This is a genomic window from uncultured Microbulbifer sp. (genome assembly GCF_913055755.1).
In the GTDB taxonomy this organism is placed as follows: Bacteria; Pseudomonadota; Gammaproteobacteria; order Pseudomonadales; family Cellvibrionaceae; genus Microbulbifer.
The window spans coordinates 1-14120 of the sequence record NZ_CAJXKH010000016.1 but is presented as its reverse complement, the minus strand read 5'-3'; the positions used below and the strand labels follow the sequence as shown (position 1 = coordinate 14120).

Sequence of the window (14120 nt, the reverse complement as noted above, 5' to 3'; positions counted from 1 at the left end):
GGGTTTACATGTCCAATGAAGTCGTCGATGCACAGGTATCGCCAACCGGACAGTTCGATATCCTGACCAAGTACGAGATCCACAAACTCACCGACGAAAGCCGCGGTCCCCTCTACCAGGTTTTCCGCAACTGCGCCCTGGCGGTGCTCAACTGCGGAAACTATATGGACGACGGCAAGGAGCTACTGGAGCGGTATGCGGATTTTGATATCTCCGTGATGCCAACAGAACGCAGCGTCAAACTCAAGGTGTCGAACGCGCCCGAAACGGCGTTTGTCGACGGCAAGATGATCCGCGGTATCGCCGAACACCTGTTCGCGGTGCTTAGGGACATCATCTATGTGAACAGCGAAATCACCGGCGACCCGCGCTACGACCTGGTATCCGCGCAGGGTGTTACCGATGCGGTGTTCCATATCCTCCGCAATGCGGGCACTTTTGACCGGGATCGCACACCGAGACTGGTGGTGTGCTGGGGCGGGCACTCCATCTCCCGCGAGGAATACGATTACACCAAGCAGGTGGGCTACGAACTGGCCCTGCGACACCTGGATATCTGCACCGGCTGTGGCCCGGGGGCCATGAAAGGGCCGATGAAAGGCGCAACCATTGGCCACGCCAAGCAGCGCGACCGGCACGGCCAGTATCTCGGCATTTCCGAACCGGGCATCATTGCGGCAGAAGCGCCCAACCCCATCGTCAACCAGCTGGTGATCATGCCCGACATCGAGAAGCGCCTGGAGGCATTTGTGCGCACCGGCCACGGCATCATCGTATTTCCCGGCGGCGCCGGTACTGCGGAAGAAATACTGTACCTGCTGGGCATTCTGCTGCACGAAGACAACAGGCAGCAGCCGTTCCCGCTGATCTTTACCGGCCCCGCCAGCGCGGCGGAATACTTTATCCGCATCGATCAGTTTATCGCCAGTACACTCGGCGAGACCGCCAGGTCCCGCTACCAGATCATTATCGACGACCCAAAGGAAGTCGCACGGCAGATGGCTGCGGGTATCCAGAAAGTGCGCGAGCACCGCAAGGAAACCGGCGATGCCTATTATTTCAACTGGCAACTGAAAGTCTCCACCGAGTTCCAGCGGCCGTTTGCACCCACCCACAAAAACATGCGCGATCTCGCACTGCACAAAAACCAGGCGCCCTACCTGCTCGCCGCCAACCTGCGGCGGGCGTTTTCCGGCATCGTTTCCGGCAATGTGAAGGACGAGGGTATTCGCAACGTGGAGAAAAATGGACCCTATGAGCTGTGCGGCGATCCCGCGCTCATGCACAGCATGGACACCCTGCTGGACTCTTTTGTCAAACAGCAGCGGATGAAACTGCCAGGCACGGAATACAAGCCCTGCTATCAGATCTGCAGGGACTGACCCCTCGGGGCCTCGTGCCCCACTGTGTGCCTGCCCCCGGCGCCCGGCGATTCAGCAGCCGGGCGCGGGGGCAGACCATTCGACCAACCAGTTCGATAGTTCTTCCCCCGCGCCTTTGGTATCCTCTCTCGCCTATCTGGGCCTCCCGCAACAGGTGGCCCACAGCCGCAACCGGCGGCGCCCCAGAAAAACTAACCTATTGTTTTAAAAAGATTTTTCCCTACATGTCCGCAACCGCCTCGCCGTCCCAGAACAATAAAGTCGAACACACCCCGATGATGCAGCAGTACCTGCGCATCAAGGCCGAGCACCCCCAGGAGCTGGTGTTCTACCGCATGGGGGACTTCTACGAGCTGTTCTACGACGACGCCAAGCGCGCCTCCGAACTGCTGGACGTGACCCTCACCGCCCGCGGCAAGTCCGGCGGACAGCCGATTCCCATGGCCGGTATCCCCTATCACGCGGCGGAGGGCTATCTGGCGCGGCTGATCAAGGCCGGGGTATCCGTTGCGATTGCCGAACAGATCGGCGATCCGGCCACCAGCAAGGGACCGGTGGAACGCAAGGTGGTGCGCATCGTCACCCCGGGCACGGTCACCGACGAGGCGCTGCTGAACGAGCGCCGGGACAATCTGCTGGCGGCGACGGTACTGGTGGGCGACAAGTTCGGCCTGGCCCTGCTGGACGTGGGTACCGGCCATTTCGCGGTGCAGGAAGTGGAAACACTGGAAGCCCTGGCGGAACAGGTACAGCGCTACAGCCCGACCGAACTGCTGGTATCCGAAGACCTGACCCTGCCCGCGGAAATCGAGCGCCGCCCGGGCATGCGCCGCCGCGCCCCCTGGGAGTTCGATCTGGAGAGTGCGCTGCGGCTGCTGAACCGCCAGTTCGGCACCATGGATCTTGAGGCCTTCGGCTGCAGCCATATGCACGCGGCCCTGTGTGCCGCCGGTTGCCTGCTGCAGTACGCCCGCGACACCCAGCGTACCGAGCTGCCCCATATTCGCACCCTGCGCACCGAGCGCAGCGAAGACACCGTGGCCCTGGACCCGGCCAGCCGCCGCAACCTGGAGATCGACACCAACCTCAACGGCGGCGACGACAATACCCTGCTCTCGGTTTTTGATGCCTGTAAAACCGCCATGGGCAGCCGTTTGCTGCGCCGCTGGCTGAACAACCCGCTGCGTAACCTGCACACCCTGCAGGGCCGCCAACAGGCCATCTCCGCCCTGATCAGTGACTACCGTTTCGAACCCCTGCGGGAGGCACTGAAGCCCATCGGCGATATGGAACGTATCCTCGGCCGCCTGGCCCTGCGCTCCGCGCGCCCGCGGGACCTGTCCCGCCTCGGTATGTCGCTGTCCCAGTTCCCGGAGTTGCAGCGCCAGCTGAGTGAGGCGGATGCGGCACTGCTGGCACAGCTGGGAACAGAAATGGGTGAGTGGCCACAAACCGTGGAACTGCTGCAGCGCGCCATCGTGGAAAACCCACCGGTGGTAATCCGCGATGGCGGGGTGATTGCGGAGGGCTTCGACGACGAGCTGGACGAGCTGCGCGGCATCAGTGAAAACGCCGGCGACTATTTGGTGCAACTGGAAACCCGGGAAAAAGAGCGCACCGGCATCCCTACCCTCAAGGTCGGGTACAACCGGGTGCACGGCTACTTTATCGAAATCAGCCGCGGCCAGAGCGACAAGGCCCCCGCGGACTATATCCGCCGCCAGACCCTGAAAAATGCCGAGCGCTTTATCACCCCGGAACTGAAAGAGTTCGAGGACAAGGCGCTGTCGGCCAAGAGCCGCGCGCTGGCCCGGGAGAAGTTCCTGTACGAGGAGCTGATCACCACCCTCAATGAACACCTGGCGGAACTGCAGACCGCCGCCGCCGCGGTATCGCAACTGGACGTACTGGCCAATATGGCCGAGCGCGCAGACCAGCTGCGCCTGGCGCAGCCGGAACTGTCCGAACAGCCCGGTATTCACGTGGAAGGCGGCCGCCACCCGGTGGTAGAGCAGGTGCTGGACGACCCGTTTGTGGCCAACGACATCGACCTGCACGAGTCCCGCCGCATGCTGGTGATTACCGGCCCGAACATGGGCGGTAAGTCTACCTATATGCGCCAGACCGCACTGATCGCCCTGCTCGCCCACTGCGGCAGCTTCGTGCCCGCGGACAGTGCGCGCATCGGCCTGCTGGACCGCATCTTTACCCGCATCGGCAGCGCCGACGACCTGGCCGGTGGCCGCTCCACCTTTATGGTGGAAATGACCGAGACCGCCAATATCCTGCGCAACGCCAGCGAGCACAGCCTGATCCTGATGGACGAGATCGGCCGCGGCACCAGCACCTACGACGGCCTCTCGCTGGCCTGGGCCTGCGCCCATTTCCTGGCCGAGCGGGTGCGCGCCTTTACCCTGTTCGCCACCCACTATTTCGAACTCACCGAGCTGCCGCAACAGTGCCCGGAGGCGGCGAACATCCACCTGAATGCCACCGAACACGGGGATTCCATCGTGTTCCTGCACCGTATCCAGGAGGGCCCCGCCTCCAAGAGTTACGGGCTGCAGGTGGCCAAGCTGGCGGGTATCCCGCAGGAAGTTCTGGAAGAAGCCAAGGCGCGACTGGCCGCCCTGGAAGCGGGCCACACCACGCGCGATTCCGGTCCCGGCCTGCAGCCGTCCCCCCCAAAACCGGAACCCGCAGCAGAACCGGAGCCGGTGCCAGCAGCGCCCCCGGCACCCATCGCAAAAACCCCAGCCCCAGCCCCGGCCCAGGTAGACCTGTTCGGCAGCGCACCGCACCCGGCGGTAGAGGCCCTCGAGGCCCTGGATCCGGACGACATGACACCGCGCCAGGCGCTGGAGCAGCTCTATGCCCTGCGCAATTTGTTATAAGTACCCAACCAATTTGACTCAAAAGCCACTACAATTCGCGCCAGTAATTGCTAAAATCCGCTGCTTTCTACCCGCAGGGGGCCTATGCAGCCACTGCCGGGTTAACGGGCCGACCAGGTAAGCCGCTGTACGATAGAGGGACAAGCATGACATTCGTAATTGGGGAAAACTGCATCAAGTGCAAATACACGGACTGCGTGGAGGTCTGCCCGGTAGACTGCTTCTACGAAGGCCCCAACTTCCTCGTCATCCACCCGGACGAATGTATTGACTGCGCCCTGTGTGAACCGGAGTGCCCGGCCAACGCCATTTTCTCCGAAGACGAGGTGCCGGACGATCAGCAGGAATATATCGAGCTGAACGCGGAACTGGCCGAGGTGTGGCCCAATATCACCGAGAAAAAAGACTCACTGCCGGATGCCGAGGAGTGGGACGGAGTAAAAGGCAAGCTGCAGTATCTGGAGCGCTGAAACACGCCCGTCAGTCTGACAAAAGAGCAATATCAAAAACCGCCTGCTCAGGGCGGTTTTTTTGTGCATCACACTGGCCTCCCGACAAGTGGTCTCGTACAAATTCCGGCCGGGTGACTATCTATCTCCTGCCCTGCCTATCTCCTGCCCTGCCTATCTCCTGCCCTACTCTTCTCCCAGCCTGCCATCACCAGCCCTGTACCGCCAACCCACCACCTGTAGCGGACTGTGACGATTTTCGCGCCAAAACCGGGAAATAGTATTCACCCCCCTACATACACATAAATAATTCTTGACCGAACGTCCATTTAAAAATATTTTATTCCTTATGATAGCGCTGTCTTTCTATCGTAATAACTCTAAAACAAAACATATGCGTGAGGGATAAGGATGCTCAAGCTTCGTCAAGCCATTCAATCGGCCAACCATTCTCTTGTTCGCCTGGGCTCATTGAGCGCCCTGGCCATTGTCTCCAGCGGAGCACTGGCACAGGGCAGTAACGAAAACCTGGAAGAAGTCGTTGTTACCGGGATTCGTGCCAGCCTGGAACAGAATATCGACATGAAACGCAACGCCGATTCCGTGGTGGATGCGATTACTGCCGAGGATATCGGCAAGTTCCCGGATAAAAACGTGGCCGAAGCGCTGCAGCGTGTACCCGGGGTCTCCATTGATCGCGATTTCGGTGAAGGCGAGAACGTCTCCATCCGCGGTACCGACTCTTCACTCAACATGACCCTGCTGAATGGCCAGACCGTTGCCACATCACAGTGGAAGGTATTGAGCGCACTGTCGCGCGGTTTCAACTACGCCATGCTGCCCTCCGACCTGATCGCCAGTGCCGAGGTATACAAGACACCACAGGCGGATATTGACGAAGGCTCAGTAGGCGGCACGGTTATTCTGCGCACCCGCAAACCACTGGATCTGGATTCCGGCACCGCATCGATGAACCTGGAAAGCCAGTACAGTGAGTTGCCGGATGTCTGGGACCCCTCGGGTTCCGCATTCGCCTCTTGGAAAAATGAGGCTGGAACCTTCGGGGTACTGGGTGCGGTGGTATTTCAGGATCGCTCCGTGGAGCGTCACGGGGCTGAAGTCTTGGGCAATTATGTTCCCACGAATGCCCAGGATACCGGTGCAGAGGTTTACGTTCCCTGGGGACTCGGGTCCGCGCTCTTCCAGCAGCAGCGCGAGCGCCGCGGTGTCGATCTGAATCTGCAATATGCACCCAACGAGCAGTTCGACATGACGCTGCACTACCTGGCCTCCGAGCTGGGCGCTTCCAACGTGAACCAGAACTTCCTGCCCCTGTCCCGCAATGCGGTGCGCGACGGCGGTACCAATACCCAGGCTGACGGCAGTGTGGTGACCTCTTCCGATATCGATGGTGCACTTGCGGGTGGTCACGTCGCCTACGATGTGATTTATCGCGACGGCTCCAGCATGGATACGGACGTACTGGACCTGGAAACCAATTACGACCTCGGCTTCGCTCGCCTGCACGGGCAGATAGGCCGCACCACCTCCGAGGGCAATGCCAACGACTGGTTCTACGAGTGGTTCAACCAGGCCAACGATGACCGGGTCAACTGGACCTATACCAACAACGGCCGCCCCAGCGCCAGCTTCGATGACAGCGCCTGGATTACCAACCCTGCCGATGAGCTGGTGTTGAACGGCTACTTCGAATCGCAGATCACCATGACCGACGAAGAGGCCTATGCGCAGATCGATGCGGAATTCGATGTGGAGGTGGGGCCATTCAACCTGGTCAAGGTGGGTTACAAGACCCGCGACCGCGACACCGGGCAGGACCGGGTCCGCACCTACGCTTCCAATTTGGGCGCAGAAGGTAATGATGCCTATTTCGGTACTGCGGCAGATTTCTGGAGCGGCGCCCTGGTAAGCGGATTGCACGGTGAAACCGGCTTTGGCCCGGCCGCTTATTTCGATCCGGATCGCAGCAAATTGAATGCGTATTTCGATGCGCTGCCCGATTGTGCCGCCGGCACCACGGAAATCTGTTCAAATCGCAATACCACCTGGTACCCGTCCATTTTCGACATCAATGAAAAAGTGGATGCGCTCTATGTTAAGGCGGACTTTGCCGATGATTCCACCGGTCTGCGCGGTAATATTGGTGTGCGCTACGTGACCACGGATACTACTTCCGGCGCCTGGAGCTTCTCTACAGAGCAGGGCAACTATGCGTACGACGAGGTGAAGGCGAAATACTCCGATGTACTACCCAGCCTGAACCTGGCGTGGGATGCGAGCGAGGACGTGGTATTGCGTTTCGCCGCGGCCAAGGTAATCGCCCGCCCGAGCCCAAGCCAGCTGACATCCTCTGTATCGCTGACACCGGAAACCAGTGCTGGCTCAGGCGGTAACCCTGAACTGGAGCCCTACCGCGCGACCCAGTTCGATTTCGGGGCTGAGTGGTATTTTGCCGAGGGCGCCATGGCTGCGGCAACGCTGTTTACCAAGCAGATTGACGACTATATCTTCGATGAAATCCGCTCAGAGCAGGTAATCAGCCCCGACGGAGTAGTGCAGATCGACTCCATGCGCCGGCCGCAAAACGGCCCCAGTGTCGACTTGAGTGGCCTGGAAGCCCAGCTGCAATACAGCTTCGACAACGGCTTTGGTGTGGTGGGCAACTATACCTTTACCGATGTCAGCGACGCGGAAACCCAGAGCGGCCCGGTTACACTTCCGGGCAACAGCGAGAACATGTTCAACATCAGTGGTTACTATGAAAACGAACTGTTCAGTGCACGTCTCGCCTACAACTACCGCTCCGAATTTTTCCGTGCAAAGACGGCCGTCGGCAGCCTGTATCGCGACGAGCAGACCTCACTGGATGCCCAGTTCAGCTACTACGTTAACGAAAGGCTGAGCCTGCGCGCAGAGGCACTTAACCTGACCAACGAGACCGTGAACGATATCTTCGAGCTGGATGGCGGTCCCACGTTGCAGGGTAGCGAATGGGAAAATGGTCGCCGCTTCTTCCTCGGCGCCAACTACAAGTTCTGATGATCTCCCCCATCGAGGCCGCGGACTGAGTTCCGGTTCAGTCCGTTGGCCGTCCTCTCAATCTTCTCCTTGCCGGCACCTTGGTGCCGGCTTTTTTTTGCCAACAAAACGCTGGTGGTTGAGAGGAATCCCCAAGATCAGATACGTTAAAGGTTGGATATATGCAAGGAGGTAAACAGGTCCCGCCACAGTGACGGGCCGTTTCCTGGGCTGGCTGTTCGCCAAGTAAACAACGCGGCTCCAATATATTGAACTTCACATGCCCAGCATATCTGCCACCTTGTTGAGCCCCGTAATCAGCCCCGCTACCGCCATCGCCTCGAGAATTTCCGCATCATTGGCACCGTCCACACGCGCGAGCTTGATCTGTTTTTCGCCGTGGTCATGGGGTGAAATGATGGTGTGGCGGGCCACCTCCAGCAGGGCGTGGTCCTTGGGTTCGAAATGCGCATGATCCGGGTCGGTACGAATCCGCAGTACTTCTTTCGGGTCTACACCCAACCGGGTCAGGTGGGAGCTGTGTAGCGCAATGCCCGAATCACAGTGATTGTCCGCCGACACCATCAGCGCGATGCCCTCTTTCAAATGGGGCGACAGATTGCCCAGCAGCATCAAGTTGCTGTACTGCTGCCACATCAGTTCCAGCAATGGCGGATCATTGGCGTACACCCGGAAGATATCCGGAATCTCTCCCAACTGGGTACGGATGTCTTCAAATATTGCATGGACCCGCTCATCAGCGGGCTGTACGACCATCGAAATCCGGCTCATGTGATACCTGCCCTGTCACCTTGCACTGTGACCTCAATCTATCTGGAGTCATCCAATCGGCAGAATACTTTCCGCCAGCGGAAAACACTGGATATAATCACAGCATGCGAAAGATCATTCATTGCGACTGTGACTGCTTCTACGCTTCGGTAGAGATGCGCGATGACCCCAACCTGCGGGGCAAGCCCATTGCCGTGGGTGGTGCCAGTGACCGCCGCGGGGTGATTTCCACCTGTAACTACGAAGCCCGCAGTTTTGGCGTCCGCTCGGCAATGCCTACCTCCCAGGCAAAAAAGCTCTGCCCTGACTTGATTGTAGTACCCGGTAACATGAAAAAATATCGGGAAGTCAGCGCGCAGATTAGGAATATATTCCTAGAATACACGGACTTCATAGAGCCACTATCCCTGGACGAAGCCTATCTCGACGTCACCGACAGCAACCACTGCAATGGCAGCGCGACCCTGATCGCCGCGGAAATACGCCGCAGGGTCAATGAAACCCTGGGTATCACCATTTCCGCCGGTGTTGCGCCAAACAAGTTTCTTGCCAAGATAGCCAGTGACTGGCAGAAGCCGGATGGCCTGACGGTCATCACCCCGGCGGCGGTCGAGGAGTTCGTGCTGCGCCTGCCGGTCAACAAGATCCACGGCGTCGGTCGGGTCACCGCGGAAAAGATGCAGCGTCAGGGAATCCGCACCTGCAGCGACCTGAGGCGCTTTTCCCTGGTCGAGCTGGCGCAGATGTATGGCAAATTTGGCAATCGCCTGTACCAGCTGTGTCGCGGCCTTGACGAACGGCCAGTCAATGGTGATGGCGCGCGCAAGAGCGTCAGCGTCGAGCATACCTTCAGTGCAGACCTGTGCAGTTTTGCCGAGTGGCAGGAAGAAATGACCACCCTGTACGGCCGCCTGTGGGAACGTATGGAGAAACTCGGCGACCGATATGAAATCAGCGGTGCCATAGTGAAAGTCAAATATGCCGACTTTACCCAGACCACCCAGGAGCGCAGCAGCCGTGCAGCGCGTATCAGCGAGTTCAAGCAACTGTTACAGCAATGTTGGGATAAGCGCGGCGAGCCGGTCCGCTTGCTGGGGGTTGGGGTCAAACTCAGGGATTTACGCGCCGAATTGGGACCGGAACAGCTGCCACTGCCCTTTCGCGACCGCAAATCGCTAACACCCTGAAGGTATGCCGGTTCAGGGGAGTGTACTGCGTTTTTTTCATCATTTCATAAAGCCCACAAATTGAAACAGGTGCCACCGCAAGCGCAAATTCTCACCCGACCACCTTCCCGGCCCCACCCCGAAACGCGCCGCCGACTATACTCCCAACACGGTCCCGGAAGAGCATACGATCGGCTCAATGAAACGCGTACTCCCCAGTGCCTTTGTCGGGTGGTTTCTCAAATACGCCGGCAACCTGAAGCACCCACAGCTGTTCAAATGGATCAGTGCACTGTTTCTGATCGACCTGCTGATTCCCGATCTGGTGCCATTTGTTGACGAGATTTTGCTCGGTCTCGCTACCATGTTCCTGGCATCGCGCAAAAAAGACCGTGACACGAGTCAACAGACGCCGCAGGAAAAGACCGTTAAAGGAGAGACGATCGACGCCCGCGCGGAGACAGTTGACAGGACCGAAAGCCGACAACAAAAAACGCATAACACAAGCTCCCAGGACGGACACGGCAAACACTGAGCCAGAGAGTGGTTTTCGCTCGGCAGGACAAGAAGCGAAATAATGTAAAACGAACGAAATGCTCAAAGCCCCGAGGTATCCAGGCTGAATTACCCACCACCGAAATCTCGCAATTTCGGCCGGTGAGTGCGCATTCGAGTAACAGGACAATGGGAATTCCAGGCCAAGGAGGCATATCCCATGTTTGCGGACAAGCTGTACAAACTCAGTGACGAAGCCCTGCTCACCCACTATTACCGCACACGAGAATTCAAGGCTTTCAGGCTGATATACCTGCGCCACAAGGACAGACTGTTCCGGTACTGCGCGCAGATGAGCCGCCGCCATTACAGCGGAATCCTGGAGAGCCTGTGGGAGAGCCTGCTCGAACAGCCACCCCAGTTGAATGGGCGCCAGCTGCGCAATTGGCTGTTCATTCGGGTAAACCGGATGATGCAGCGAGGCGACTTCAACTCCTCGCACAACGGTGCAGGGAGTGGCCCGGACAGCCCGGATCCAGAGGTCCCGGAGATCGAAACCCTGTTTCACTGCGACCCCGCTTCCCCACAGGGAAAACTCATGCAGGCGGTGCAACAATTGTCACGCCAGGAACGCAATGTCTTTTTACTGTACGTCGAGTGCGGCGTATCTCTCGCCGGCGTCGCCGATATCGAGCAACTGACGCTCAAGCAGTGCGCGTCCATTTACCACCAATCCAGGAGCAACCTCGAGCTATACGTCAATGGTCCCTCCCAGCGCGCCTGGGTAACTCGCAAGTCCCGAGCGGCCATGGCCCAGGCACAGGAGTCACCGTCCCGGCCCGACAAAAGACCGGCAGCAACCAGGCCCGCTGTTACTGGAAGAACATGCAAAATCAGTGAGGCTGTGAGCGGGATAGAGGTAGCAGCGGTATGAACGGTACACGAATCGAGTGGGAAAAAGAGTACGCAGCCGCCGCCGGCAATATTGTGGCTCCGGAGGCACTGAACCAGAAAGTGTTGACGCAAGCGCGCAGCTACGCCCCCATCAAAACGGAAAACAGGGCACTTTCCCGGGCCGCATCTGGATTCAGCGCCATTGCCATCGCAGTGATTCTGCTGCACCCGGCCCAGTACCTGGGCGCACTGACCCTGAATAACTCGGGGAATAATCAGAATGCGGAAGACCCGGCATTGAAATTCCACCCGGAGTCGGTAGCCAGCCAGGCGCAGATGGACCAGTGGTTCAATCTGCGCAGTGAGGTGAATGCCGGCAGTTACATCGCACTGTGCAACCAGTGGCGACAGCAGCAGCGCACTTCCGTCAGTGATGCACTACCCTCGGACCTGGAGACCCAGGCGCGCGAGCACTGCAGAATCTTGCCTACTCCACGATAAAGCCCGCAAAAAAAGTCGTAAAAAAGCCGCATTGGTCCGCGACCAATGTGGCGACAAAGCCATCTTCTGGCCTAGCTCTCTTCGAGGGAAAGAATCACTTTTCCAAGCGCCCGCCGCTCGCGAATTGCCGCAAATGCAGATTGAAATTCCGCCAGCGAAAATACTTCCGTCGTCATTGGTTTGAGCCTGCCTTTGGTAACAAAATTCAGCAGCTCGGAAAAATTCTGCATATTTCCTTTGGGATCCCGTGCGGCCCAACCGCCCCAGTATATCCCGAGGATATCCCCGGCTTTGAGCAGGGGCAGGTTTAACGGCAGCCTGGGAATATCCCCGGCGGCGAAACCAATCACCAGGTACCGTCCTCCCCAGGCAATGGCGCGATACGCCTGCTCGGTAAAATCACCTCCTACCGGATCGTAAATCACATCCGCGCCCCGACCATCGGTCAGTTCACGGATACGCTCCTTGAGATCCTCCTCGGTATAGTTGATCACCTCGTCAGCACCTACTTCCCGGCAAAACTCCAGCTTCTCGGCACTGGACGCACAGGCAATAACCCGCGCCCCCATCAGTTTGCCCAGCTGGATAGCGGTGACGCCCACGCCCCCGGCAGCACCCAGTACCACCAGGGTTTCCCCTTCCTGCAACTTCGCCCGCTGCTTGAAGGCGTAATAGGAAGTGGCATAGGTAATGCAAAAGCCCGCAGCCTCTGCAAAGCTCACACCTTCCGGCATGGGCATCAGCAGCTTGTGATCGACGTTTACCTGCTCGGCAAAGGCGGACAGGCCGGGCATCGCGATCACTTTGTCCCCGGCCTTAAAGCCCTTAACTTCTTCGCCCACTTCCGCAATGACCCCGGCACACTCGCCGCCGGGAATAAAAGGCAGTTCGGGCCGTACCTGATACTTGCCCTGCACCATCAGTGCATCGGGAAAATTCACCCCCGCGGCATGTACCTGCAACCGGACCTCATTGGGTTTCAGTGCCGGCAGAGACTGCTCAATGACTTTCAGGTTCTCGACCGGGCCGAACGATTCACAAACCAGTGCGCGCATATAGCCTCCTCGATATTTTTCGCTCACAGCACTTCAAACAAACCGGCAGCACCCATGCCACCGCCAACGCACATGGTCACTACCACATACTTCACACCGCGGCGTTTGCCTTCCAGCAATGCGTGCCCGACCATCCGCGCACCACTCATTCCGTAGGGGTGGCCGATGGAAATAGCCCCACCATTGACATTCAGGCGCTCGTTATCGATGCCCAGTCTGTCGCGGCAATACAGTACCTGAACCGCAAAGGCCTCGTTCAGTTCCCACAAACCGATGTCGTCCACCTTGAGCCCGTTCCTCTGTAACAGTTTTGGAACGGCGTAGATGGGGCCGATACCCATTTCGTCCGGTTCGCAGCCGGCCACTGCCATACCGCGATATACACCCAGGGGTTCCAGATTACGCTGTTCCGCGAGCCGGGAGTCCATCAGCACCATCGCCGCAGCGCCGTCGGAAAGCTGCGAAGCATTACCGGCGGTAATAACCCCGTTTTCCCGCACGGGTCCAAGTCCCTGCAATCCCTCAATAGTGGTGCCCGGACGATTGCCCTCATCCTGCGACAGTGTCACTTCCTGTTCAGACTGCACGCCGGTTTCCCTGTCCACCACAACCTTGTTGCAGGTGACCGGTACAATTTCATCGGCAAACAGGCCCGCCTCCTGGGCGGCAGCGGTGCGCGCCTGGGACTGCAACGCATACTCATCCTGCCGGTCGCGACCGATACCGTATCGTTTGGCTACAATTTCCGCGGTATCAATCATCGGCATATAAATAGCCGAATGCATTTCCAGCAGCGCGGGATCGGCCACGCGAAAGCTGTTCATGTGCTGGTTCTGTACCAGCGAAATGGATTCCATACCGCCGGCCACAGCCACCGGAACCCCGTCGTGCACAATCTGCTTGGCCGCGGTTGCGACAGCCATCAGGCCGGAAGAACACTGGCGATCGATTGTCATACCCGCCACCGATGTGGACAGGCCCGAGCGCAGGGCAATCTGTCGCGCGACATTGGTAGCTGTAGTCCCCTGCTGCATGGCAACACCGAAAATACAGTCGTCCACCTCCCCTCCGTCGATACCCGCACGGGACACCGCCGCGCGCACTGCATGCGCTGCCAGGCTGGGGGCTTCGATATTATTGAAGGCACCGCGGTAGGCTTTGCCGATCGGGGTGCGCGCGGTAGATACAATGACGGCTTCCTTCATGTCCAATTCCTCCTTATACCTGTTAGCCGAGTTTCACGCCCATGGACGCCGCTGCTTTCTGTACAAACTTGAGGGTCTGATTCAAGCCACCCACAAGTTCCTGCTGGCCCCGCTCATCGCTGATCGCATCCAGGTTTGCCAGCACATTTTCCGCAGTCTGCTGTTCCGGGGTCAGATAAATACCTTCGGTCTCGACAATTCTTGCCTTTGTATAGGCGCCGGCACCGGCGCACAGAATGAAGCGGTTG

The 14120-nt window shown here is 58.7% G+C and carries 11 protein-coding genes and 1 pseudogene; 8 read left to right on the top strand and 4 right to left on the bottom strand.

Translation table 11 applies throughout. From position 1 onward, the window contains the following. The first annotated feature begins 8 nt into the window (after positions 1–8). The 4 genes from ppnN (at position 9) to QZ511_RS04840 (ending at position 7785) form a co-directional block, all read left to right on the top strand. Positions 9–1382 (top strand): nucleotide 5'-monophosphate nucleosidase PpnN, encoded by a 1374-nt coding sequence (gene ppnN / locus QZ511_RS04855; RefSeq protein ID WP_295799788.1) that lies wholly within the window; start codon positions 9–11, stop codon positions 1380–1382. A 224-nt stretch (positions 1383–1606) separates the two neighbouring features. Next, entirely contained in the window at positions 1607–4276 is a 2670-nt protein-coding gene (gene mutS / locus QZ511_RS04850) for a DNA mismatch repair protein MutS (RefSeq protein ID WP_295799785.1), read from the top strand. A gap of 146 nt (positions 4277–4422) precedes the next feature. Then, on the top strand, positions 4423–4746 hold the full coding sequence (gene fdxA / locus QZ511_RS04845; RefSeq protein WP_295799782.1) for a ferredoxin FdxA: 324 nt from the start codon (positions 4423–4425) through the stop codon (positions 4744–4746). Positions 4747–5136: 390 nt separating this feature from the next. Continuing rightward, positions 5137–7785 carry a TonB-dependent receptor gene (locus QZ511_RS04840; RefSeq protein ID WP_295799779.1) on the top strand — a complete coding sequence of 883 codons (2649 nt, stop codon included), beginning with the start codon at positions 5137–5139 and terminating at the stop codon, positions 7783–7785. Positions 7786–8040: 255 nt separating this feature from the next. Here QZ511_RS04840 and QZ511_RS04835 read toward each other — a convergent pair whose 3' ends face one another. After that, positions 8041–8556 carry a carboxymuconolactone decarboxylase family protein gene (locus QZ511_RS04835; protein ID WP_295799777.1) on the bottom strand — a complete coding sequence of 172 codons (516 nt, stop codon included), beginning with the start codon at positions 8554–8556 and terminating at the stop codon, positions 8041–8043. 104 nt (positions 8557–8660) lie between these two features. On the opposite strand from QZ511_RS04835, the gene dinB reads away from it, so the two are divergent. The 4 genes from dinB to QZ511_RS04815 all read left to right on the top strand — a co-directional run bounded on the left by dinB (position 8661) and on the right by QZ511_RS04815 (position 11612). After that, the gene (gene dinB / locus QZ511_RS04830; RefSeq protein ID WP_295799773.1) at positions 8661–9743 is read left to right on the top strand and encodes a DNA polymerase IV; all 1083 of its coding nucleotides are present in this window, start codon (positions 8661–8663) and stop codon (positions 9741–9743) included. A gap of 178 nt (positions 9744–9921) precedes the next feature. Then, positions 9922–10257 carry a DUF6116 family protein gene (locus QZ511_RS04825; RefSeq protein WP_295799771.1) on the top strand — a complete coding sequence of 112 codons (336 nt, stop codon included), beginning with the start codon at positions 9922–9924 and terminating at the stop codon, positions 10255–10257. A gap of 180 nt (positions 10258–10437) precedes the next feature. Next, the gene (locus QZ511_RS04820) at positions 10438–11151 is read left to right on the top strand and encodes a sigma-70 family RNA polymerase sigma factor (RefSeq protein ID WP_295799766.1); all 714 of its coding nucleotides are present in this window, start codon (positions 10438–10440) and stop codon (positions 11149–11151) included. Further along, positions 11148–11612 (top strand): hypothetical protein, encoded by a 465-nt coding sequence (locus QZ511_RS04815; protein WP_295799764.1) that lies wholly within the window; start codon positions 11148–11150, stop codon positions 11610–11612. Before QZ511_RS04820 ends, QZ511_RS04815 begins: the two co-directional genes overlap by 4 nt. A 71-nt stretch (positions 11613–11683) precedes the next feature. On the opposite strand, the gene QZ511_RS04810 is transcribed toward QZ511_RS04815, so the two are convergent. From QZ511_RS04810 to QZ511_RS04800, 3 genes and pseudogenes are all read right to left on the bottom strand, one after another. After that, the gene (locus QZ511_RS04810) at positions 11684–12667 is read right to left on the bottom strand and encodes an NADPH:quinone oxidoreductase family protein (protein WP_295799761.1); all 984 of its coding nucleotides are present in this window, start codon (positions 12665–12667) and stop codon (positions 11684–11686) included. A 23-nt stretch (positions 12668–12690) separates the two neighbouring features. Continuing rightward, positions 12691–13872 carry an acetyl-CoA C-acyltransferase gene (locus tag QZ511_RS04805; protein WP_295799759.1) on the bottom strand — a complete coding sequence of 394 codons (1182 nt, stop codon included), beginning with the start codon at positions 13870–13872 and terminating at the stop codon, positions 12691–12693. Between the two features lie 22 nt (positions 13873–13894). Then, positions 13895–14120, bottom strand: a pseudogene (locus tag QZ511_RS04800) (3-oxoacyl-ACP reductase); the annotation flags it as partial.

Bases quoted from the DNA above. Each gene is read 5' to 3' on its own strand.
- QZ511_RS04815 (WP_295799764.1), top strand. From the start codon at position 11,148: ATGAACGGTACACGAATCGAGTGGGAAAAAGAGTACGCAGCCGCCGCC.
- dinB (WP_295799773.1), top strand. From the start codon at position 8,661: ATGCGAAAGATCATTCATTGCGACTGTGACTGCTTCTACGCTTCGGTA.
- QZ511_RS04840 (WP_295799779.1), top strand. From the start codon at position 5,137: ATGCTCAAGCTTCGTCAAGCCATTCAATCGGCCAACCATTCTCTTGTT.
- QZ511_RS04820 (WP_295799766.1), top strand. From the start codon at position 10,438: ATGTTTGCGGACAAGCTGTACAAACTCAGTGACGAAGCCCTGCTCACC.
- mutS (WP_295799785.1), top strand. From the start codon at position 1,607: ATGTCCGCAACCGCCTCGCCGTCCCAGAACAATAAAGTCGAACACACC.
- QZ511_RS04805 (WP_295799759.1), bottom strand. From the start codon at position 13,872: ATGAAGGAAGCCGTCATTGTATCTACCGCGCGCACCCCGATCGGCAAA.
- ppnN (WP_295799788.1), top strand. From the start codon at position 9: ATGTCCAATGAAGTCGTCGATGCACAGGTATCGCCAACCGGACAGTTC.
- QZ511_RS04825 (WP_295799771.1), top strand. From the start codon at position 9,922: ATGAAACGCGTACTCCCCAGTGCCTTTGTCGGGTGGTTTCTCAAATAC.
- QZ511_RS04810 (WP_295799761.1), bottom strand. From the start codon at position 12,667: ATGCGCGCACTGGTTTGTGAATCGTTCGGCCCGGTCGAGAACCTGAAA.
- fdxA (WP_295799782.1), top strand. From the start codon at position 4,423: ATGACATTCGTAATTGGGGAAAACTGCATCAAGTGCAAATACACGGAC.
- QZ511_RS04835 (WP_295799777.1), bottom strand. From the start codon at position 8,556: ATGAGCCGGATTTCGATGGTCGTACAGCCCGCTGATGAGCGGGTCCAT.